The organism is Streptomyces sp. RPA4-2 (genome assembly GCF_012273515.2).
Classification (GTDB): Bacteria; Actinomycetota; Actinomycetes; order Streptomycetales; family Streptomycetaceae; genus Streptomyces; species Streptomyces kaempferi.
In genome coordinates, this window is the sequence record NZ_CP050975.2 from 4853864 (window position 1) to 4874013 (window position 20150).

Below are 20150 nucleotides of genomic sequence, written 5' to 3' on the forward strand. Positions count from 1 at the left end.
ACCACCCGGCCGCGGATCAGCCCGTGAACGCCTCGCACACCGCGTCGTACTCCCGTGTCCACCACACCGCCAGCGCCGAGGCCGCCGGGAACTGGGGGTCGGCACGGGTGTCACCGCGCTCGTAGTGCCAGCGCAGCATCCAGAAGTCGTTGAGACGCTCCCACCACACGCGGTGCACGGCGGCCGCCAGTTCGGCGGGCCCCGCGCCCGCCGCGCGCCGGTACGCGCGCGCGTAGGCCCGCACCTTGGCCAGGTCGAGCGCGCCGACGGGGCGTACGAAGAAGATCATCGCGGCGCGTACGGCCTCCTCGGCGCGGGGGTGGACGCCCAGCCGGTCCCAGTCGACGATCGCGGCCGGTTCGCCGTCGCGGTAGAGCAGGTTGAACGGGTGGAAGTCGCCGTGCACCCAGCCCACCGAGCCGCCCTGCGGAGGCCGCCGGTCGGCGTGCTTCTCCAGGAGGGCGCGCCGTTCCAGGAGCCGGTGCCGGGCCAGTTCGTCGAAGGCGTCCGGCGGGCGGTGGCTGCGCACCCTGGCGAGCAGGCGGTCGATGAGCGCGAAGGTGTCGGCGGGGTCGGCACCCCGGGCCGGGTCGGTGCCCTCATGGGCGCGGGCTCCGGTGTTCCCGGTGGGACCGGCGCCCGCCGCGCCCTCCGGCGACACCTGGACCCTGTCCTGTGCCCCCTGGCCCCTGTCCGGCGTCCCCTCCGGCGTCCCGGCCATGTCGTCGGCCGTTCCCTTCAGTGCCTGGCCTTGGTCCTGGCCTTGGTCCTGGCCGGGCGTGGCGTCGGCGGGCGGTTTCGCCGGGGCGCGTCCCTGTGTCGCCATCACCCGCTCCATCACCCGTTCCAGACTCGCGTGGACGACCCCGAGGAGGGCCCCCAGCCGGGCGCACTGCGCCGTGGTGAGCTGACCGCCGTGCCGGTGCCTGCCGTCGATCCAGGGGTGCAGCGCGTACGCGTGGCCCCCGACGACGGCGACCGTGCGCCCGTCCGTGCCGGCCAGCGGCGGGGCGACGGGAACGCCGAGATCCGCGAGACGCTGGGTCGCCCGGTGCTGGCGGGCGATCGCGGCGGGGTCGGCCGTCTCGGGGTCGAAATGGTGCTTGAGGAAATAGCGGCCGTGTGTGGTGCGCAGCCGGTAGCCGCGGTTGAGCAGCCCCTGTTCGACGGGGTCGCAGGTCAGCGCGGACCCGGCGGCGTACTGGCGGAGGAGGGCGCCCAGAGGGGGCGCGTGAATCACAGGAATGGGTACGGATGAGCGCGGCACGCGCCAGATGCTAGGGCACCGTATACGCCCCTGACCTGCGTTTGTCACACACAGTCATGTTTGATCACGAGATGGTCACAGGATGTGCTGGAACTGCCGTTCCGGGCCATCGTCCGTGGAGTGCACGGTGCAGAACTGGGGTGTGACGCCCAGATAGACCGGGTCGAAGCGTTCGCCGTCCACGAGACGCGGGGCGGGTCCGAAACGCTCCCGCTCGGCGGCGGTCGGCTCGACCGCCTCGCACCGGCCCACGATCTGCACGGACCACAGGCTCTCACCGGGCCGCGCCGAACCCAGGTTGTCGGTGCCGTAGGCGATGACGCCCCCGGCGCACGCCTGGTGGCTTCCACAGCCCCGGTGCATCCGCAGCAGCACGCGCCCCTCCACCACGATGTGGCGGGCCGACGCGAGCAGGGGCAGCGCGTGCCGACTGGCGGCGACGCGACCGTGATCGGTGCGGCGCATCAGGTCCACGGCGAGCTGTTCGTCGGTGGGCATCCTTCAAATCTTCGGCATCCGAACAGCCCGGACAAGAGCCGCCCGTCCCGGGGAAAGGGGCCATAGGTCCCGGATGAACCCGCGGGCCCCGCTCCCGCGCCGACCCGGGTTCGTCAGCGGCGCTGCTTCTCCGCCTGGATGCGTGCCACATAGGCGGCCGCCTGGGAGCGCCGCTCCATGCCCAGCTTGGACAGCAGGCTCGACACATAGTTCTTGATCGTCTTCTCGGCGAGATGCAGCCGCTCGCCTATCGCGCGGTTGGTCAGCCCCTCGCCGATCAGGTCGAGGATCCTGCGTTCCTGCTCGGTGAGGTGCGCGAGCCGGTCGTCGCCGCGGGGGCCGCCGTCGCGCAGCCGCTCCAGGACCCGGGCCGTGGCCTCCGGGTCGAGCAGGGACTTCCCGGCCGCGACATCGCGCACGGCCGCCAGCAGTTCACCGCCGCGGATCGCCTTGAGTACATAGCCCGACGCACCCGCCATGATCGCTTCGAAAAGTGCCTCGTCATCGGCGTAGGAGGTCAGCATCAGGCATTTGATGGCCTCGTCGGCGGACCGGATCTCGCGGCAGACCTCCACGCCGCTGCCGTCCGGGAGCCGCACGTCGAGCACCGCGACGTCCGGGTGTGTGGCGGGAATCCGTACCAGCGCGTCGGCCGCCGTCCCGGCCTCGCCGACCACTTCGATGCCGTCCTCCACGGAGAGCAACTCGTGGACCCCGCGTCGCACCACCTCGTGGTCATCGACGAGAAATACGGTAATTTTTCCGTTTTCGGGCACAAAGTAAGTGTCACACACCACCCTCGGCCCGGTGGAGGTCCACTCTTCCCGTGCCCGGGGTGGCCGGGATAACGTGCCGGTGTTCCGGCCCCCTGCAAGGCTGCGACCAGTGCTGTGACCAGCAACTGTTCCCGACCCGCGCGAACTACTTGGAAATCCGACTAAAAAGTACTTGGAAATCCAAGCAAAAACGCAGGTCAGGAGGGGTTTCACAGAAATGTGGAGCACTGGGTAACGTGACCGATGCAGGGCGCTCGCCGGGGCACCTGTCACGCCTGTTCCGGCCGAGTGGCACCCACCCCGTGCACGGGTACTGGAACGGCGAGCCGCTCCCTCGAGCTCTCGACGAGCAAGAGGGAACCCAGCCACCCGGCAACCCCGGGGGCCGGACCGACGGAGGAGCACACGTGACCGTGGAGAGCACTGCCGCGCGCAAGCCGCGACGCAGCGCCGGTACGACCGCTGCGAAAAGCGGCGCCAGTACGGCCGGTTCAAAGACCGCCGCGAGCAGGACGGCAGCGAGCAAGGGCACCGGCGCGGCCGGCAAGAAGTCATCGGGTACTTCGGGCGCGGACCCCGAACTCGTCCAGCTGCTGACGCCGGAGGGCGAGCGGGTCGCGGACGCCACGTACGACCCGTACGTCGCCGACATCACCCCCGAGGAGCTGCGCGGCCTGTACCGGGACATGGTGCTGAGCCGCCGCTTCGACGCCGAGGCCACCTCTCTGCAGCGCCAGGGCGAGCTGGGCCTGTGGGCCTCGATGCTCGGCCAGGAGGCCGCCCAGATCGGTTCGGGCCGTGCCACCCGTGACGACGACTACGTCTTCCCGACCTACCGCGAGCACGGCGTCGCCTGGTGCCGCGGGGTCGACCCGACCAACCTGCTCGGCATGTTCAGGGGTGTGAACAACGGCGGCTGGGACCCGAACGGCAACAACTTCCACCTGTACACGATCGTCATCGGCTCGCAGACGCTGCACGCCACCGGCTATGCCATGGGCATCGCCAAGGACGGCGCCGACTCGGCCGTGATCGCGTACTTCGGTGACGGCGCCTCCAGCCAGGGCGACGTCCTGGAAGCCTTCAACTTCGGGGCGGTCTACAACGCTCCCGTGGTGTTCTTCTGCCAGAACAACCAGTGGGCGATCTCCGAGCCGACCGAGCGCCAGATGCGCGTGCCGCTGTACCAGCGCGCGCAGGGCTTCGGCTTCCCCGGCGTGCGCGTGGACGGCAACGACGTGCTCGCCAGCCTCGCGGTGACCCGCTGGGCGCTGGAGCGGGCCCGCAACGGTGAGGGCCCCACCCTGGTGGAGGCGTACACCTACCGCATGGGCGCGCACACCACCTCCGACGACCCGACCAAGTACCGGGCCGACGAGGAGCGCGAGGCGTGGGAGGCGAAGGACCCGATCCTGCGTCTGCGCGCCTATCTGGAGGCCGCGGGCCACGCCGACGAGGCGTTCTTCGCGGAACTCGAGACCGAGAGCGAAGCGTTGGGCAAGCGGGTGCGCGAAGTAGTACGGGCCATGCCTGACCCGGACAAGTTCGCCATCTTCGAGAACGTGTACGCGGACGGGCACGCGCTCGTCGACGAGGAGCGAGCCCAGTTCGCCGCCTACCAGGCGTCGTTCGCGGACGAAGGGGAGGGCAAGTAGCGATGGCTGCGGAAAAGATGGCGCTGGCCAAGGCGATCAACGAGTCGCTGCGCACGGCCCTCGACGCCGACCCCAAGGTCCTCATCATGGGCGAGGACGTCGGCAAGCTCGGCGGTGTCTTCCGGGTCACCGACGGGCTCCAGAAGGACTTCGGCGAGGAGCGGGTCATCGACACCCCGCTCGCCGAGTCGGGCATCGTCGGCACCGCGATCGGTCTGGCCCTGCGCGGCTACCGCCCGGTGGTGGAGATCCAGTTCGACGGATTCGTCTTCCCGGCGTACGACCAGATCGTCACGCAGCTCGCGAAGATGCACGCGCGGGCGCTCGGCAAGATCAAGCTCCCCGTCGTCATCCGCATCCCCTACGGCGGCGGCATCGGCGCGGTGGAGCACCACTCCGAGTCCCCCGAGGCGCTCTTCGCGCACGTCGCGGGCCTCAAGGTGGTCTCCCCGTCGAACGCGAGCGACGCCTACTGGATGATGCAGCAGGCCATCCAGAGCGACGACCCGGTGATCTTCTTCGAGCCCAAGCGGCGCTACTGGGACAAGGGCGAGGTCAACACCGACGCCATCCCCGGCCCGCTGCACAAGGCGGTCGTGGCCCGCGAGGGCAGCGACCTGACGCTCGCCGCGTACGGCCCGATGGTGAAGGTCTGCCTGGAGGCCGCGGCGGCCGCCCAGGAGGAGGGCAAGTCGATCGAGGTCCTGGACCTGCGCTCGATGTCGCCCATCGACTTCGACTCCGTCCAGACCTCGGTGGAGAAGACCCGCCACCTGGTCGTGGTGCACGAGGCCCCGGTGTTCCTGGGCACGGGCGCGGAGATCGCCGCCCGCATCACGGAGCGGTGCTTCTACCACCTGGAGGCACCCGTCCTGCGGGTCGGGGGCTACCACGCCCCCTATCCGCCGGCACGCCTGGAGGACGAGTACCTTCCGGGCCTGGACCGGGTGCTCGACGCCGTCGACCGCTCGCTGGCGTACTGAGGAGAGGGTCGTGACGACGATGACTGAGAACGCGTCGGGGCTCCGCGAGTTCAAGATGCCCGACGTGGGCGAGGGACTCACCGAGGCGGAGATCCTCAAGTGGTACGTCCAGCCCGGTGACACCGTCACCGACGGCCAGGTCGTGTGCGAGGTCGAGACCGCCAAGGCCGCGGTCGAGCTGCCCATCCCGTACGACGGCGTGGTGCGCGAACTCCGCTTCCCCGAGGGGACGACGGTGGACGTGGGCCAGGTGATCATCGCGGTGGACGTCGCCGGAGGTGCGGCGCCCGTGCAGTCGGCGCCCGCGGTGGCCCCGGCCGCCGAGCCCGCCCCCGCGACCCCGCCGTCCCCGGCGGTTCCCGCCGAGGAGGAGCCCAGGTCCGAGGGCCGCAAGCCGGTCCTCGTCGGCTACGGCGTGGCGGAGTCCTCCACCAAGCGACGCCCCCGCAAGGGCGCCGAGGTCCCCCCGCAGCAGTCCGAGGTGTTCCACGCGGCTACCGCGATCCAGGGCGAGCTCAACGGACACGGCAGGCCGCGCCCGCTGGCGAAGCCCCCGGTCCGCAAGCTCGCCAAGGACCTCGGGGTCGACCTGACGACGGTCACACCGTCGGGGCCGGGCGGCGTCATCACCCGCGAGGACGTGCACGCGGCGGTGGCGCCCGCACCGGTGCCGGCCCCGCAGACGTCCGTCGAGGAGACCGTGGCGGCCGCCCGCGTCCAGGCGCCCGCCCCGGTCGCCCCGTACGACGCGGTGCGGGAGACCCGTATCCCGGTGAAGGGGGTCCGCAAGGCCACCGCCACCGCGATGGTCGGCTCGGCGTTCACCGCTCCGCACGTCACCGAGTTCGTGACGGTCGACGTGACGCGCACGATGAGGCTCGTCGAGGAGCTCAAGCAGGACAAGGATCTCGCGGGTCTCCGCGTGAACCCGCTGCTGCTCATCGCCAAGGCCCTGCTGGTGGCGATCAAGCGCAACCCGGACGTCAACGCGTCCTGGGACGAGGCGGCCCAGGAGATCGTCCTCAAGCACTACGTGAACCTGGGCATCGCCGCCGCCACACCCCGTGGTCTGCTTGTCCCGAACATCAAGGACGCGCACACCAAGACGCTCCCCCAGCTCGCCGAGTCCCTGGGTGAGCTGGTGGCGACGGCCCGCGAGGGCAGGACCTCACCGGCCGCCATGCAGGGCGGCACGGTGACGATCACCAACGTCGGCGTCTTCGGCGTCGACACCGGCACGCCGATCCTCAACCCCGGCGAGTCGGCGATCCTCGCGATCGGTGCGATCAAGCTCCAGCCCTGGGTCCACAAGGGCAAGGTGAAGCCGCGTCAGGTGACGACGCTCGCCCTCTCCTTCGACCACCGCCTGGTCGACGGCGAGCTGGGCTCCAAGGTCCTCGCCGACGTGGCGGCGATCCTGGAGCAGCCGAAGCGGCTGATCACCTGGGCGTAGCGGGACGATCGAGGGGGAACCGCGCACGCGGCTCCCCCTCGGACGCTTTCCCTACGCCGACGGCGGCCCGTAGTCGGCGCGCGGCGCCGTGAGCCGGTCGGCGACGTGGGCCAGCCAGCCACTGGGGGAGTACGGCGCCGGAGGGTCGACCTCCATGCCCAGTTCGGCGACGGCCAGGGCGTAGCCGGTCTCGTCCAGATCCAGGGCCAGGAGCTCGTGCAGCTCGCCGGCCAGGCGGGCCACCAGCTGCGGATCGGTGGTGCCGGTGTAGTCGGCGACGGCCGTGTCGTGGTCGTCGAACTCGTCCGGCATGTCCTGCGAGAACCATCCGCCGAGGAACTGGGCGAGTTCGGGGAAGCGGGCGTGCCACTCCCCATGGGTGACGGGGTGGGCCGGAGCCGGCACCTCGCCGCCCTCGACGCTGCGCCTGATGTGATCGGCGAGGAGAAGCAGCCAGTTCTGGACGGCGCCCTCGGGCAGGCCGACGTCGGGGATCTCGTAGAACTCGCCAAGACGCTGCCGAAGCCGCCCCGGGGGGTTGCTGGCGTACTCGCGCAGCTGCTGTTCGGCGATCGCCAGAGCCCAGGGGCGGGTGTGCCAGGTGTGCCGCAGATACGCGGTCAGGGCGGCGCTCGGCTCCTCCTCGGTGTCGTCGGCGACGCGACCTGTGTAGGCGCGTACGACCTGGTCCAACTCGCCGTAGCGGCGGTCGTGTTCGAGGGGGTTCATGGGCACGGCGGTCGGCTCCGTGGGTGAGGGGGACGCGAGATCGCGGAGAGAGGTCAGAGGTAGACGGGGAACGTGGCGTGCACGACGAATCCGTGCGGCTTCGAGGCGTCCCGTTTCAGGATGACGCGCGCGGCCCGGACCTTGACGGACTCGCGCCCGGCCAGCATCATCGCCTGGAGCAGCACGCGGCCCACCGGGTCCGGGCGGCTCGGCCAGGCCGCCTCGATGGTCAGCCTCGCACGGGTGGAGAGGGCCAGCCAGCGGTGGATGACCTGCTCGTTCCGGTTGACGGTCTGCTGGGTGGCCCACTGGGCGGTCTCGCGGTCGGGATAGGTCGCTGCCCGTTGCGCGGTGGTCATGGCTGGCGCGTGCCTGTCTGTCGAGGTGGAGTGGAGGGCGGTCGGCGGACGGCGACGGTCAGGAGGCGGTGTGGTCGTGCCGCAGATGGCCGTTGACGGTGTCCAGCAGGACCGTGAGTGTCTCCGCGGTGGCCCAGGGCATGGTCCGGGCCATCGGGGACTGTGCGTCGTGCGACTCCAGTACGTGTACGAGGGCGTACTGGGCCTGCGCCGCGACGGGAGCGAGGAACTCCCCGCAGAACGGGTGCTCCGAGTCGATCGCGGCACGGATCGCTTCCTGGGGCGTGGGGTACTCGCCGTCCGAGAGCCAGTTGTCGTGGAATCCCCGCAGCGCACGGAACCGAACTTCGGATTCCCATGCGGAGCCGGGAGCGGCGCCGGGGTCCGTGACGCCCTCCCGCTCGACGAGCCGGATGGTTTCGGCCAGCAGACGCAGGTACGCGGGGCCGTCCGTTCCCGCGGCCGCGCGGCCGAGTTTCGCCGTGAATTCCTCGGGCAGTGGGGCGTCAGGCCGGGCCGAGAGGTGTTCGGCCGCGAGATCGAGGAGCGCGGTGACGGCGGTGACCGGGCAGAGCCACTCGGCCTCGTCGGACGAGCGGATGAGGCGTACGAAAGCCCCCAGTTCGTCGGTGAGCGCGTATGTGCCCTGGGATTCCTGGCACATGATCGCCAGATCGAGGACCCTGGCCACCGGGCCTCGGTCGAAGGCGGACCACGTGAACGGCAGCACGGTATTTCCTTTCGAGGGAATTCTTGGTGGACGTGCGGCTGAGCCTCCGGGGATTCATTCCGCGTTCGGGCCACCGTAATTGCGTAAGTCGCCGGTTCTGTTTCTCAGTTCACCGGCATTGACGTGACGACGGTGAAGGGAGGGTCGAGTCCGTCGCGGTATCGTAGTACGACCCGCACCCGGTGCGTATCGTTCACCTGGGCCCGATCGCCGGCGGTGGCGTAGTCCGCGCCGCTGACCGTCGATCCGGTCACGTCGGTGAAGGAGAGTTCGACCGGTGGCTGGATCTTTGAATTGTTGGGATCCCAGCCCGGGTTGTTCCGTTTCCTTCTCTCGACCCGTTCGATCCATTTCTCGATGCGGTCCGCGTTGTCGATGTCGTCGAGAGCCGCCTGTGTGTAGCGCTGCGCGGACGGGAGATCCTTGAAGGTCGAGGCCGAGCTCGCACTCGAATCGTCGCGAAGTCGGCCCTTGAGCTGGTCGTCGCTCAGTCCCACGTGCTTGTCGATGGAGTGACCGCCGTACAGCCCTTCGTCATTGGCCAGGTCCAGCGGGTAGAAGTGGTTCTTCTCGTCGTCGTCCTTGGTGTACTTGTGTTCCTTCTTGAATTCGTTGAGCGAGCGCGCCCCGAAAGCTTCCGCGCGGGCCTCTTCGGCGGCATAGGTGGGGGCCTGGCGATACGCCTCGTCGATATCGCCCTTGAGCGCGCGGAGTTGGGGGGTGAGCACGTCGACCCGGTTGTTGTACTTCTCCACGACGGCGTTCAGTGCCGCGGTGTCGATGTTCAGCGTGATCTCGGCCCCGAGTTCCACGGCTCCCTTGGCGAGCCCCTTGAAGAAGCGGCCCACCGCCTTGGCGCCTTCCTTGAGGTCCCCCACGTCGAGGTGGCTGAGGTCGAGGTCGCCGACGGCCTGCTTCACGGCTTTGGAGTAGATCTCCCAGACGTCGTGGTTCAGCTCGACGGCCGCCTCGGCGAAGTCCCGCAGCCGGTCGCTGATCTTCATCGCGGAGTCGAACAGGACGGTCATGACCGGGTGGGTCGCGGTCTGGGCGGCGGAGCTGTCGTGCCCCCACTCGTAGCCGCCGGTGTGCTTGCCCCAGGCGGTGGTGCCCCACAGCGAACTGCAGAACCGGCGCATGGCGTCGTACCACTCGCTGTTGCTCTGCTGGGTGATCCCGCTCACCTGACCGGTCAGCGTGCTCTCCGTCAGCGAGAGCGACATGGTCATGTCCGCCCAGGACTGGGACAGGGAGTTGAGGTAGTGCTGTTGGGGGAACGGGTAGACCTCGGCGACCTTGCCCCAGCGGAAGGCGTGTTCCAGCAGGGGCCGCAGGATGTGCCAGACGACGTCGGGGACGTATTCGAGCAGCGAGCGGATGAAGTCGTCACCGCCGTCGTCGTCACCCCATTTCAGGTCCGGGACCGGTCCGTAGTCGGGGGCCTTGTCGATGACCACCGGCGGTGCCTGCACCTGGGCCGGCGTCTTGCCGGAGGCGTCGTTGGCGGCCTCGGCCCTGGAGTAGTTGTTGGCGGTCGTGGCGAACCCGACGGCGGCGCCTCCGACGCTGACCACGCTCCTGGCCCAGACCTCCAGGTAGCGGTTGCCGACCTCGACGTACGCCGTGGCGAAGGCCTGGGCCGCGGTGCCGTACCCGCCCGCGTCGGGGTACTTCTCCAGGGCCGTCACCAGATCCTTTGCGGCCTTGTCGAAGGGCGTCTGCTGTCCGGCGAACGCGCCGGCCACCCGGTGCAGATCGGACGGTTTGACGTCGATGGTCCCGCCCTGGGGCGGAGTGGGGGTTCCCATCAGGCGGCCCCCCAGCCGCGCAGCACCGCCCGGTGCGCCGCCGCGTAGTTGACATGTCCCGAGGTGACGATCTCGTGCAGCCACTTCTGGGCGGCCTGGAGGTCCTCGGCGGAGTGGCTCCACTCGTCGAGCTTGTCGACGAAGACCTCGCGGGTCTCGCCCTGCCAGGACAGGACGACCGGCTCGACGCGGTCGTAGAGGTCGTCGAGTCTGCCGTTGAGCTGCTTGAGGATGTCCTCCAGCTCGATGGTGAGGTGTCTCAGAGTGGCGAAGGCCACTGTTATGCGGTCGTCGTCGGCCGACATCCGTATCCCCCCGGGTTGGCTCACTGCTGGTCGTGGTGCCCGCGCGAGGTCACATCGCGTCGAGGCTGCTGTGCGGGCGTGAGGGCTGCTGCGTCGCGGCCGGGTCCGGGGTGGAGAGCTTGTCCACCTCGCTCGTGATGTCCGCGCCGACCTGGATCCTGCGGAAGTTCTCCAGGGTGTCCAGTTCCAGCCGGGAGAAGCCGCCCCGGCTCATCCGCACGGCCTGTTCCAGGAGTTCCATCACTTCGCGGATGCGTACGGCGTCCTCCGCCGCCGCGCGGTGGAAGGTCCGGTACGCCTTGGCCGCCGGGCCGCGCCAGCCGGCCTCGATGCCGTCGACGATCGTGTCCATCCGCTCGACCTGCTTGTTCAGGTGGTCCTGCATGGCGTGCAGATCCTCGGCGAGCTTCTTCAGCCCGGAGTCGGGGATCTGGAGGTCCTTGCGCCCACCCGTCGTATCGCCCATGCGTGCCGCTCCCCCTCGTCACATCGGCAACTCGGTCTTCATCGTATGGCTGTTCGGTGCGTTGCCGGGAGACCGTCACGGGGTCATCACATGGGTGGAACGGCGTTCCGCGACAGCGGCGGGTACGACGAAGGGGCCCGCCGCTGTTCGCGGCGGGCCCCCTTCTCGTCTGCGGGTGGTGCTTTCCCCGAGGGGAGGACTACTTGGCGAAGGCGTAGCTCATCAGCTTCTTCGCGTCCGACTCGCGGGCCGGGATGGACGTCGAGGCGAGGACGGTCCCGATGACCGTCTTGCCGCCCCGGGTGGCGGCGAAGACGAGGCAGTACTTGGCCTCGGGGCCGGAGCCCGTCTTCACGCCGATGGTGCCGCTGTAGCTGCTGAGCAGACCGTTGGTGTTGGTCCACGCGCCCATGGTGCGGGTGCTGCCGGTCTTCGTGACGGTCTTCGCCGTGTACGACTTCGTCTTCACGACCGTCTTGAACGTGCTGTTCTTCATCGCGCTGCTGGCGAGCTTCGTCAGGTCGCGCGGGGTCGAGTAGTTGCTGCCGTTGCCGATGCCGTCGAACGAGTCGAACTTGGTGTTCGTCATGCCGAGGGACTTCGCCGTGCTGTTCATCTTGCCGATGAACGACTTCACACGGGCGGCACGGGTCGAGCCCGAGCCGTACTTGTCCGCCAGCGCGTACGCGGCGTCGCAGCCGGACGGCAGCATCAGACCGTAGAGGAGCTGACGGACGGTGACCTTGTCGCCGACGATCAGGTGGGCGGAGGAGGCGGTGTTGGCGACGATGTAGTCGCTGTACGCCTTCTGGATCGTGACCTTGGAGTCCAGGTTCAGGTTCGACTGCGAGAGGACGACCTTGGCGGTCATGATCTTGGTGGTGGAACCGGTGGAACGCTTGGTGTCCGCGGCCTTGGTGTAGAGGGTCTTGGCCGTGCCGTTGTTCATCACGTAGCCGCCCTTGGCGGCGATCGTGGGCGTGGTCACGGCACCCGCGGGTGCCGCGCCGAAGGCTCCGGCGGCCAGAACGGCGCCGGTCGTGACGGCCACAGCGGCGGCCCTGCGGAAACGCGTGCCCTTAATGCCGGTAATCAAAATGAACGCTCCGAATGCGCGAAATGCCCCTGGGAGAACGGCACATGGCAGTGCCGTCTCACGTACGGACTCCCCACGCCCCCAAAGGGATGCACGGAAAGGGGAACTTAATGATGTGACGTGGGTTACGTCGGGAGCCCCAAGGTGAACGCGCGAGAAGCCGCCGGGTCGCGCCGGTCCGCATCCTGGACGGGAACCGTGATGCGTGCGTGTTGTATCTATGATGTGCGCATGCCTGCCGCCCCACCCGTGTCCGCCCCGCCCGCCGTCCCCCCGGTGAAACAGCCGCCCGCCGCCGACCGTGTCTACGCCCACGTCAAGCAGGGTGTCCTGGAACGCCGTTACGAAGGCGGGACGCTGCTCACCGAGGGCGAACTCGCCGACGCCGTCGGGGTGTCCCGAACACCGGTGCGCGAGGCGCTGCTCCGGCTCGAGGCCGAGGGCCTGATCAGGCTCTACCCGAAGAAGGGCGCGCTCGTCCTGCCCGTCTCCGCGCAGGAGATCGCGGACGTGGTCGAGACCCGCCAGCTCGTCGAGGAGCACGCGGTCCGCAAGGCCGTACCGGCAGCGCCGCGGCTCATCGCGCGGCTGGAGGAACTTCTCGCCCAGCAGAAAGAACAGGCCGCCGCGGGCGACCTGGCGGGCGCCGCCGTCACCGACCGCTGCTTCCACGCGGAGATCGTCCGCAGTGGCGCCAACGACATTCTCTCCCGGCTCTACGACCAGCTCCGCGACCGTCAGTTGAGGATGGGAGTGGCCGTCATGCACGCGCACCCCGACCGGATCACCAAGACGCTCACCGAGCACGAGGAGATCCTCGAAGCCCTGCGCTCCGGGGACGCGGAGGCGGCGGTCGGCATCGTCCACCGCCACGTCAGCTGGTTCTCGAACCTCGCACGGGGAGAGGTGCGATGAGCTCGCACTCGGCCGTGTCGCTGCCGGGTGATCCACCCGGCGGGCGCCGCGCCGTCGGCGTCTGGGGCATCGGTGTCGCCGTCTACTTCGTCGCGGTCATCTTCCGTACGTCGCTCGGGGTGGCCGGACTCGACGCCGCGGACCGTTTCCATGTGAACGCCTCCGCCCTCTCCACCTTCTCGATCCTCCAACTCCTCGTCTACGCCGGCATGCAGATACCGGTCGGGCTGCTCGTCGACCGGCTCGGCACCAAGCGGGTGCTGACCTTCGGCGTCGTGCTGTTCACGGCGGGACAGCTGGGCTTCGCGTTCTCGTCCTCGTACGGGATGGCGCTGGCCTCGCGGGCCCTGCTGGGCTGCGGGGACGCCATGACGTTCATCAGCGTGCTGCGGCTGGGAACCCGCTGGTTCCCGGCCCGGCGCGGGCCGTTGGTCGCCCAGCTCGCGGGGCTCGTCGGCATGGCGGGCAACCTCGTGTCGACCCTCGTGATCGCGCGGCTGCTGCACGGGGTCGGGTGGACGGCGGCGTTCGCGGGCAGCGCGTCGGCGGGCGTGGTCGTCCTCGTCCTGCTGCTCCTCTTCCTCAAGGACCACCCCGAGGGCCACGAGCCGGAGCCGTTCCCGCACCAGGGCGCCGCCTATGTGCGCCGGCAGATCCTGGCGTCCTGGCGCGAGCCCGGCACCCGGCTGGGCATGTGGGTGCACTTCACGACGCAGTTCCCGGCGATGGTGTTCCTCCTGCTGTGGGGCATGCCGTTCCTGGTCGAGGCGGAGGGACTGTCGAGGGCGACGGCCGGTGAGCTGCTCACCCTCGTCGTCCTGTCCAACATGTTCGTCGGGCTCGTGTACGGGCAGATCGTCGCCCGGCACCACGCGGCGCGGCTGCCGTTGGCGCTCGGGACGGTGTCGGCGACCGCGGTGGCGTGGGCGAGCGCGGTGGCCTACCCCGGGCAGCACGCGCCGATGTGGCTGCTGGTGGCGCTGTGCACCGTGCTGGGCGCCTGCGGGCCGGCTTCCATGATCGGATTCGACTTCGCGCGGCCCGCGAATCCGCCCGAGCGGCAGGGGACCGCGTCCGGGATCACCAACATGGGTGGCTTCGTCGCCTCCATGACGACGCTGTTCGCGATCGGCGTGCTGCTGGACTCGACCGGGGACAACTACCGGATCGCGTTCTCCGCGGTGTTCGTCCTTCAGGCGGTCGGGCTGAGCCAGATCTTCCGGCTGCGCAAGGAGGCGGCGCGCAGGGAGCGGGAGCGGCTGGTCGCGAGCCGGGTGGAGACGGTGCACGTACCGGCGTAGTCACCGGCAGGGCCCCTCGCCCCGTCACCGACAAGGCTCCTCGCTCCGCCGCCCCCACCCTTCCCCCGAGCTCTCGGCTTCGCCTCGGGCGGGGGCGACCGGCCCGCGCCGTTTCCGGGACCTTCGCCGCGGACCCTGGATTCCTCCGGGCCCGCCGCCCGTTACGGCGTGACCGTGAAGTTGCGGAGGATCGCCGTGGTCAGCTCCGGGTCGCCCTCGGTCTTGATGCGGTCGGAGACGGCGTCAGGGGTCACCCGCCCGCAGGCCAGACGGAAGAAGGTCTCCCAGTCGAGGGTGAGGGTCGCGGCCGGGCCGAGAGAGGGGGCACCGTCTATCGAGCCGCGCCCCTCGGCGTCGACACGCACCGTGCGCAGGAACTCAACGGGCCCGTGGACATCGAAGACGACCGCGGAATGCGCGGGCGCCCCCGCGTGCTTGGCGACCACCTTCGGCAGCGCGGCGAGCAGCTGGTCGCGGACGATCTGGGCGCCCGGGGAGTCGAGGTTGCCCGGCCGGCCGAGGGTGGTCCGGAGGTCCTGCTCGTGCACCCACACGTCGAACGCACGGTTCAGCATGGCGTGTTCGAGGGTCACCTCGGTGCCGAGCGGACCGCGCACCTTGGCGTCCGGCTGCCGTGACTCGTTCCGCAGCTGACGGTTGCGGCGGATGATCGTGTACTCCAGCTCGGAGGTCATCTCGGGCGCCGTGTGGTGGCGGCGCACATCGACCTGCATCTCCATGTAGCGCTGGTGCTCGTTCGTGACGTGGAACAGGTCCCGGGGGAGCGTGTGGATCGGCCGCGGATCGCCCAGCATCTCGCAGTCGAGCCCGATCACGTGCGACACCAGATCCCGTACCGACCAGCCTGGGCAGGGCGTACGCCGGTTCCATTCGCCCTCCACCAGCGGCGACACCAGCTCCGATATCGCGTCGATGGAGTGGGCCCAGGCGTCGGCGTAGGACTGAAGGCTCGGATGCAGACTCACGGAACGGGACCCCTCGGGCGGTCGGTACGCGGGCAGTGGGTGTCTTGGAACGCTAAGTTACGCTGCTGTGAGGCACCCCGGCAGTGCTTTCGTGTGACGATCGTAGGCCCGTATGGACGGCTCGAATGCCAGGACGGTGGTAGTGTGCACGCCTCTCTGCTCCAGATCGACGTAAAAGCCACCGAATCGGTCGATTCGCGTCGGCGGCGGGTGGCGGCTCTGGTACGAGAACAAGCCGGAGTGGACCTGGTGGTGCTCCCCGAGCTGTGGACCACGGGGGCGTTCGCCTACGAGTCGTTCGCCGCGGAGTCGGAGCCCCTGGAGGGACCGACGGCCGAGGTCATGGCGAAGGCGGCGAGCGACGCGGGCGTGTGGCTGCACGCCGGCTCGGTCCCGGAACGCGCCGCGGACGGAACGCTCTACAACACCTCCCTCGTCTTCTCCCCCTCCGGCGACCTCGCCGCCGCCTACCGCAAGATCCACCGCTTCGGCTTCGACAAGGGCGAGGCCGTACTGATGGGCGCGGGTGGCGAGCTGGTGACGGTCCGCCTCCCGGAGACCACCGTCGGCGTCGCCACCTGCTACGACCTCCGCTTCCCCGAGCTCTTCCGCGGGCTCGTCGACGCGGGCGCCGAGACCTTCGTCGTCCCTGCCGGCTGGCCCGAGCGCCGCCGCGGCCACTGGACGCTCCTCGCGCGGGCCCGCGCGGTCGAGAACCAGGCGTTCGTACTCGCCTGTGGAACGGCCGGCACCCACGCGGACGTTCCCCAGGCCGGTCACTCGATCGTGGTCGATCCGTGGGGCGAGGTCCTCGCGGAGGCGGGCCGCGACGAGGAGATCCTCAGGGTCGAGTTCGACCCGGGGAAGGTGGCGACGACGAGGGACCAGTTCCCCGCACTCAAGGACCGCGTACTGGGCCTCGCGCCACCACGCGGCTGACGCACGTCGTTGACGCCGGCGGCAGCCGCCCGCGGCACGGCACCGTGCGGTGTCAGTCCGCGCCGTGCTCCTTCTCCGCCAGGTGGATCACGCAGACCGCCACCGCGATCAGCAGCGCGGTGTCCGCGTCGTCCCGGACGACGTCGACGCCGTAGGTCTCCCGCACCCGCAGCCACCGCCGCGAGATCTGCGCCAGCAGCTCGCCGTCGTAGTCGACGCCGAACTCCCGGTCCAGGATCTTCCCGCTGACGTCGAGCTCCGTACCGTCCACCAGCGCCACCCGGTAGTGGTTGCGCAGCAGGGACAGCCGCTTGCGCCGGATGGTGGCCAGCGTCTCGCCGTCCCGCTCGATGACCATCGTGTCCCGCAGGGCGAACATCTTCTGGTGGATGTCGATGAGGACGCGCCCGCGGGTGTCCTTCAGCTCGAACGTGTCCCGCAGCCGCATCGCCTTGCCGTCCACGAGGAACACCTTGTTGCCGTGCTCGTCCTCGATCCAGTAGTCGTCACCGAAGCCGAGGAGCCGGTCGCGCACGAGGAATCTCATACCGTCACGGCTTCCCCGGTGGCCGGTCCGAAACGCCGTCTGTAGGCCGATGGGCTCAGTCCCGTCTCCCGCCGCAGCCGCGCCCTGAGGTTCGCGGCGGTGCCGAGGCCGCTGCGCCGCGCGACGACCTCGATCCGGTGTTCGCCCCGCTCGATGAGGCGGCAGGCCAGTGCCACCCGCTCCCCGGTCAGCCACGCCAGCGGGGTGGTCCCGAGCTGGGCCCGGAAGCGCCGGTGCAGTGTGGCCGGGCTGAGTGCCGCGTGCGCCGCGAGGGCGGCCACCGTGAGGGGTTCCCCGAGCCGCTCCCGTGCCCAGGTCAGCAGGGGCGCGAGGGACTCGTCCGGTACGTCGGGCACGGGGCGCTCGACGAACTGCCGCTGCCCGCCGTCGCGGTGCGCGGCGAAGACCAGCCGCCGGCTGACGGCGTTGGCGATCTCGGCGCCGTGGTCGCGCCGTACGACGTGCAGCCCGAGGTCGAGCGCCGACGCGCTGCCGGACGCGGTGAGGATGTCCCCGTCGTCCACGAACAGCACGTCCGGCTCCAGCCGCACCTCCGGGAAGCGCGCCCGGAACGACGGCGCCCACATCCAGTGGCAGGCCGCCCGCCGCCCCTCCAGCAGCCCGGCTTCCGCGAGTGTGAATGCGCCGGAGCAGAACCCGATCAACCGCGCGCCCCGCGCGTGCGCCCGGCGTATGGCGTCCAGGACCTCGGGGGAACGCGGTGCGTCGGTGTCGGGCCGGTTCGGCACGATCAGCGTGTCGGCGCCCTCGGCCGCGTCCAGCCCGTCGACGTCGGCGAGGGTGAAGAACCCGTCCCGCATCCGGGTGCGCTCGGTGGCCGCGCAGAGCCGGAAGTCGTACAGCTCCCGCCCCAGCTCGGGCCTGCGCAGCCCGAAGACCTCGATGGCGCAGCTCATCTCGAAGGGGTTGGAGTTCTCGTCGACGATCAGGACGACCCGGTGCGCGGCGGTCCCGGGGGTGTCCCCGAGGACGGGGTGCGAGGATCCTTGCGGCATGTGCGATTTCTAGCACTCGTGGACGTGTCCGACCAGGCCGAGGATGACGGCATGGCCAACGAACCCGTCTCCCTGACCGCCGCCCTCGCCTCCTTCTCCGACCTGTGGAGCCCCCGGATCGTCACCGCCGTCAACGACTACGACGTACGCGTGGCCAAGGTCGAGGGCGAGCACCTCTGGCACACGCACGATCACACGGACGAGTTCTTCCTGGTCCTGGAGGGCGAGCTGACCATCGCCCTGCGGGAGCCGGCCGGCGAGCGGACCGTCGTCCTCCCCAAGGGCTCCGTCTTCACCGTCCCGCGTGGCACCGAACACAAGCCGAGCGCTCCCGCCGGCGCCGCGATCCTGATGTTCGAACCCACGGGCACCCTCACCGTCGGCGACCACCACGACGAGATCCCGGACCATGTGGACGCCACCACGGGGCACGCCCTGGGCTGAGCGCCGATGGCGTGTTCCTGCCCGGATGGCATGCTTGAAGCATGAACGACGCCGCCCCCGCCCCCGCGCCCCGCCGTGTCCGTGTCCGCGCCCCCGAGCTGATCGGCAAGGGCGGCTGGCTGAACACCGGAGGCAACGCACTCACCCTCGCCGACCTGCGAGGACGTGTGGTCATTCTCGACTTTTGGACCTTCTGCTGCATCAACTGCCTGCACGTCCTGGACGAGCTGCGGGAGCTGGAGGAGAAGCACCGGGACACCGTGGTGATCATCGGGGTGCACTCGCCGAAGTTCGTGCACGAGGCCGAGCACCAGGCGGTCGTCGACGCCGTCGAGCGGTACGGCGTCGAGCACCCGGTGCTGGACGACCCCGAGCTCGCCACCTGGAAGCAGTACGCGGTGCGGGCCTGGCCGACGCTCGTGGTGATCGACCCCGAGGGTTACGTCGTCGCACAGCACGCCGGGGAGGGGCACGCGCACGCGATCGCCCGGCTGGTGGAGGAGCTGGAGGCGGAGCACGCGGCCAAGGGGACGCTGCGGCGCGGGGACGGGCCCTACGTGGCGCCGGAGCCCGAGCCGACCGCGCTCCGTTTTCCCGGCAAGGCGCTCGCCCTGCCGAACGGGAACTTCCTGGTCAGCGACACGACCCGGCATCAGCTGGTGGAGCTCGAGGCGGACGGCGAGACGGTCGTACGGCGCATCGGGTCCGGCGTGCGCGGGTTCGTGGACGGACCGGCCGACGCGGCCGGGTTCAGCGAGCCGCAGGGGCTGGCGCTGCTCGGCGCGGACGGTCCTGTCGTGGTGGCCGACACCGTGAACCACGCCCTGCGCCGGGTCGACCTCGCGACCGGCGAGGTCACGACCCTCGCGGGGACCGGCCGGCAGTGGTGGCAGGGCGCGCCGACGTCCGGCCCGGCGCGCGAGGTCGACCTGTCCTCGCCGTGGGACGTGGCGTTCTTCGGCGGCAGGGTCTGGATCGCCATGGCCGGGGTGCACCAGTTGTGGGCGTACGACCCGGCGGACGGGACCGTCGAGGTCGCCGCGGGCACGACGAACGAGGGACTCGTCGACGGGCCGCCGGCCGAGGCCTGGTTCGCTCAGCCGTCCGGGCTGGCGGCCACCGCCGACCGGCTCTGGGTGGCCGACTCCGAGACCTCGGCGCTGCGTTGGGTCGGCCTCGACGGCAGCGTGCACACCGCCGTCGGCACCGGCCTGTTCGACTTCGGGCACCGCGACGGCGCCGCCGGACAAGCTCTGCTCCAGCATCCGTTGGGCGTGACGGCGCTGCCCGACGGCTCGGTCGCGATCAGCGACACGTACAACCACGCGCTGCGCCGCTACGACCCGGCGACGGGCGAAGTGACCACGCTGGCCACGGACTTGCGGGAGCCGAGCGACGCGGTCCTGGTCGGGGACGACATCGTGGTCGTCGAGTCCGCCCGGCACCGGCTGACCCGGCTGCGCCTGCCCGAGGAGGCCGTGAGGGTGGAGTCGGTGGCCCACCGCACGCAGCGTGCCGCCACCGAAGTCGCCCCGGGCGGACTCCGGTTGGACGTGATCTTCCAGGCTCCGGCGGGCCAGAAGCTGGACACCCGCTACGGTCCGTCGACCCGGCTGCTCGTCTCCTCGACCCCGCCCGAGCTGCTGCTCGACGGCGAGGGGGCGGGCACGGACCTCTCCCGGGCCCTGGAGTTGAACCCGGCCGTCACGGAGGGTGTCCTGCACGTCTCCGCGATGGCCGCGTCCTGCGACGACGATCCGTCGAACGAGTACCCGGCCTGCCACGTCCACCAGCAGGACTGGGGTGTGCCGGTCCGCCTCACCGCGGGCGGTGCGCGACGGCTGCCGCTGGTGCTGGCGGGGATGGACGACTAACCT

21 protein-coding genes are annotated in these 20150 nt (G+C 70.3%); 8 read left to right on the forward strand and 13 right to left on the reverse strand.

Features of this window, described 5'->3' with window-relative positions; all coding sequences use genetic code 11:
• Positions 1 to 16: 16 nt before the first annotated feature.
• The 3 genes from HEP85_RS21195 to HEP85_RS21205 all read right to left on the reverse strand — a co-directional run bounded on the left by HEP85_RS21195 (position 17) and on the right by HEP85_RS21205 (position 2541).
• Complete coding sequence (locus tag HEP85_RS21195; protein ID WP_211118239.1) at positions 17 to 1240, reverse strand: phosphotransferase; 1224 nt, start codon at positions 1238 to 1240, stop codon at positions 17 to 19.
• 102 nt (positions 1241 to 1342) lie between these two features.
• Positions 1343 to 1765: a pyridoxamine 5'-phosphate oxidase family protein gene (locus HEP85_RS21200; protein ID WP_168529130.1), complete on the reverse strand. Its 423-nt coding sequence runs from the start codon at positions 1763 to 1765 to the stop codon at positions 1343 to 1345.
• A 113-nt stretch (positions 1766 to 1878) separates the two neighbouring features.
• Positions 1879 to 2541, reverse strand: coding sequence for a response regulator transcription factor (locus tag HEP85_RS21205; protein WP_168529131.1), 663 nt, complete (start codon positions 2539 to 2541; stop codon positions 1879 to 1881).
• 407 nt (positions 2542 to 2948) lie between these two features.
• Between HEP85_RS21205 and pdhA the strand changes: the two genes are divergently transcribed.
• The 3 genes from pdhA to HEP85_RS21220 are packed head-to-tail and all read left to right on the forward strand — an operon-like array spanning position 2949 to position 6632.
• Complete coding sequence (pdhA, locus tag HEP85_RS21210; RefSeq protein WP_168529132.1) at positions 2949 to 4196, forward strand: pyruvate dehydrogenase (acetyl-transferring) E1 component subunit alpha; 1248 nt, start codon at positions 2949 to 2951, stop codon at positions 4194 to 4196.
• Between the two features lie 2 nt (positions 4197 to 4198).
• A complete protein-coding gene (locus tag HEP85_RS21215; protein ID WP_168529133.1) occupies positions 4199 to 5179 on the forward strand; it encodes an alpha-ketoacid dehydrogenase subunit beta in 981 nt (326 codons plus the stop codon).
• Between the two features lie 10 nt (positions 5180 to 5189).
• Positions 5190 to 6632 (forward strand): dihydrolipoamide acetyltransferase family protein, encoded by a 1443-nt coding sequence (locus tag HEP85_RS21220; RefSeq protein ID WP_168529134.1) that lies wholly within the window; start codon positions 5190 to 5192, stop codon positions 6630 to 6632.
• A gap of 51 nt (positions 6633 to 6683) precedes the next feature.
• Here HEP85_RS21220 and HEP85_RS21225 read toward each other — a convergent pair whose 3' ends face one another.
• From HEP85_RS21225 to HEP85_RS21255, 7 genes are all read right to left on the reverse strand, one after another.
• Positions 6684 to 7367, reverse strand: coding sequence for a contact-dependent growth inhibition system immunity protein (locus tag HEP85_RS21225; protein WP_168529135.1), 684 nt, complete (start codon positions 7365 to 7367; stop codon positions 6684 to 6686).
• 47 nt (positions 7368 to 7414) lie between these two features.
• Positions 7415 to 7720: an RNase A-like domain-containing protein gene (locus HEP85_RS21230; protein WP_168529136.1), complete on the reverse strand. Its 306-nt coding sequence runs from the start codon at positions 7718 to 7720 to the stop codon at positions 7415 to 7417.
• Between the two features lie 58 nt (positions 7721 to 7778).
• Positions 7779 to 8450, reverse strand: a complete 672-nt coding sequence (locus HEP85_RS21235; RefSeq protein WP_168529137.1) for a hypothetical protein — start codon at positions 8448 to 8450, stop codon at positions 7779 to 7781.
• Positions 8451 to 8554: 104 nt separating this feature from the next.
• Positions 8555 to 10258 carry an RNase A-like domain-containing protein gene (locus HEP85_RS21240; protein ID WP_248002022.1) on the reverse strand — a complete coding sequence of 568 codons (1704 nt, stop codon included), beginning with the start codon at positions 10256 to 10258 and terminating at the stop codon, positions 8555 to 8557.
• Positions 10258 to 10563, reverse strand: a complete 306-nt coding sequence (locus tag HEP85_RS21245) for a WXG100 family type VII secretion target (protein WP_168529138.1) — start codon at positions 10561 to 10563, stop codon at positions 10258 to 10260. Before HEP85_RS21245 ends, HEP85_RS21240 begins: the two co-directional genes overlap by 1 nt.
• 49 nt (positions 10564 to 10612) lie before the next feature.
• Complete coding sequence (locus tag HEP85_RS21250) at positions 10613 to 11029, reverse strand: WXG100 family type VII secretion target (protein WP_168529139.1); 417 nt, start codon at positions 11027 to 11029, stop codon at positions 10613 to 10615.
• Positions 11030 to 11228: 199 nt separating this feature from the next.
• A complete protein-coding gene (locus tag HEP85_RS21255) occupies positions 11229 to 12125 on the reverse strand; it encodes a D-alanyl-D-alanine carboxypeptidase family protein (RefSeq protein ID WP_168529140.1) in 897 nt (298 codons plus the stop codon).
• A gap of 231 nt (positions 12126 to 12356) precedes the next feature.
• Between HEP85_RS21255 and HEP85_RS21260 the strand changes: the two genes are divergently transcribed.
• Positions 12357 to 13040 (forward strand): GntR family transcriptional regulator, encoded by a 684-nt coding sequence (locus HEP85_RS21260; protein ID WP_168529141.1) that lies wholly within the window; start codon positions 12357 to 12359, stop codon positions 13038 to 13040.
• Positions 13037 to 14341 carry a nitrate/nitrite transporter gene (locus tag HEP85_RS21265; protein WP_168529142.1) on the forward strand — a complete coding sequence of 435 codons (1305 nt, stop codon included), beginning with the start codon at positions 13037 to 13039 and terminating at the stop codon, positions 14339 to 14341. The genes HEP85_RS21260 and HEP85_RS21265 overlap by 4 nt, the downstream gene beginning before the upstream one ends.
• A gap of 161 nt (positions 14342 to 14502) precedes the next feature.
• Here the strand turns inward: HEP85_RS21265 and HEP85_RS21270 are convergent, their stop codons facing one another.
• Positions 14503 to 15327 carry a maleylpyruvate isomerase family mycothiol-dependent enzyme gene (locus HEP85_RS21270; RefSeq protein WP_168529143.1) on the reverse strand — a complete coding sequence of 275 codons (825 nt, stop codon included), beginning with the start codon at positions 15325 to 15327 and terminating at the stop codon, positions 14503 to 14505.
• 144 nt (positions 15328 to 15471) lie between these two features.
• Between HEP85_RS21270 and HEP85_RS21275 the strand changes: the two genes are divergently transcribed.
• A complete protein-coding gene (locus tag HEP85_RS21275) occupies positions 15472 to 16266 on the forward strand; it encodes a carbon-nitrogen family hydrolase (protein ID WP_168529144.1) in 795 nt (264 codons plus the stop codon).
• Between the two features lie 52 nt (positions 16267 to 16318).
• Here HEP85_RS21275 and HEP85_RS21280 read toward each other — a convergent pair whose 3' ends face one another.
• Together HEP85_RS21280 and HEP85_RS21285 are read right to left on the reverse strand one after the other, a co-directional pair.
• The gene (locus HEP85_RS21280) at positions 16319 to 16813 is read right to left on the reverse strand and encodes an LURP-one-related/scramblase family protein (RefSeq protein WP_168529145.1); all 495 of its coding nucleotides are present in this window, start codon (positions 16811 to 16813) and stop codon (positions 16319 to 16321) included.
• Positions 16810 to 17829: a GlxA family transcriptional regulator gene (locus HEP85_RS21285; protein WP_168529146.1), complete on the reverse strand. Its 1020-nt coding sequence runs from the start codon at positions 17827 to 17829 to the stop codon at positions 16810 to 16812. The genes HEP85_RS21280 and HEP85_RS21285 overlap by 4 nt, the downstream gene beginning before the upstream one ends.
• 51 nt (positions 17830 to 17880) lie before the next feature.
• On the opposite strand from HEP85_RS21285, the gene HEP85_RS21290 reads away from it, so the two are divergent.
• Together HEP85_RS21290 and HEP85_RS21295 are read left to right on the forward strand one after the other, a co-directional pair.
• Entirely contained in the window at positions 17881 to 18273 is a 393-nt protein-coding gene (locus HEP85_RS21290) for a cupin domain-containing protein (RefSeq protein WP_329289182.1), read from the forward strand.
• 41 nt (positions 18274 to 18314) lie between these two features.
• Positions 18315 to 20147, forward strand: a complete 1833-nt coding sequence (locus HEP85_RS21295; protein ID WP_168529147.1) for a thioredoxin-like domain-containing protein — start codon at positions 18315 to 18317, stop codon at positions 20145 to 20147.
• Positions 20148 to 20150: the final 3 nt, after the last annotated feature.

Bases quoted from the DNA above. Each gene is read 5' to 3' on its own strand.
- HEP85_RS21200 (WP_168529130.1), bottom strand. From the start codon at position 1,765: ATGCCCACCGACGAACAGCTCGCCGTGGACCTGATGCGCCGCACCGAT.
- HEP85_RS21215 (WP_168529133.1), top strand. From the start codon at position 4,199: ATGGCTGCGGAAAAGATGGCGCTGGCCAAGGCGATCAACGAGTCGCTG.
- HEP85_RS21230 (WP_168529136.1), bottom strand. From the start codon at position 7,720: ATGACCACCGCGCAACGGGCAGCGACCTATCCCGACCGCGAGACCGCC.
- HEP85_RS21240 (WP_248002022.1), bottom strand. From the start codon at position 10,258: ATGGGAACCCCCACTCCGCCCCAGGGCGGGACCATCGACGTCAAACCG.
- HEP85_RS21245 (WP_168529138.1), bottom strand. From the start codon at position 10,563: ATGTCGGCCGACGACGACCGCATAACAGTGGCCTTCGCCACTCTGAGA.
- HEP85_RS21250 (WP_168529139.1), bottom strand. From the start codon at position 11,029: ATGGGCGATACGACGGGTGGGCGCAAGGACCTCCAGATCCCCGACTCC.
- HEP85_RS21260 (WP_168529141.1), top strand. From the start codon at position 12,357: ATGCCTGCCGCCCCACCCGTGTCCGCCCCGCCCGCCGTCCCCCCGGTG.
- HEP85_RS21265 (WP_168529142.1), top strand. From the start codon at position 13,037: ATGAGCTCGCACTCGGCCGTGTCGCTGCCGGGTGATCCACCCGGCGGG.
- HEP85_RS21280 (WP_168529145.1), bottom strand. From the start codon at position 16,813: ATGAGATTCCTCGTGCGCGACCGGCTCCTCGGCTTCGGTGACGACTAC.
- HEP85_RS21285 (WP_168529146.1), bottom strand. From the start codon at position 17,829: ATGCCGCAAGGATCCTCGCACCCCGTCCTCGGGGACACCCCCGGGACC.
- HEP85_RS21290 (WP_329289182.1), top strand. From the start codon at position 17,881: ATGGCCAACGAACCCGTCTCCCTGACCGCCGCCCTCGCCTCCTTCTCC.
- HEP85_RS21295 (WP_168529147.1), top strand. From the start codon at position 18,315: ATGAACGACGCCGCCCCCGCCCCCGCGCCCCGCCGTGTCCGTGTCCGC.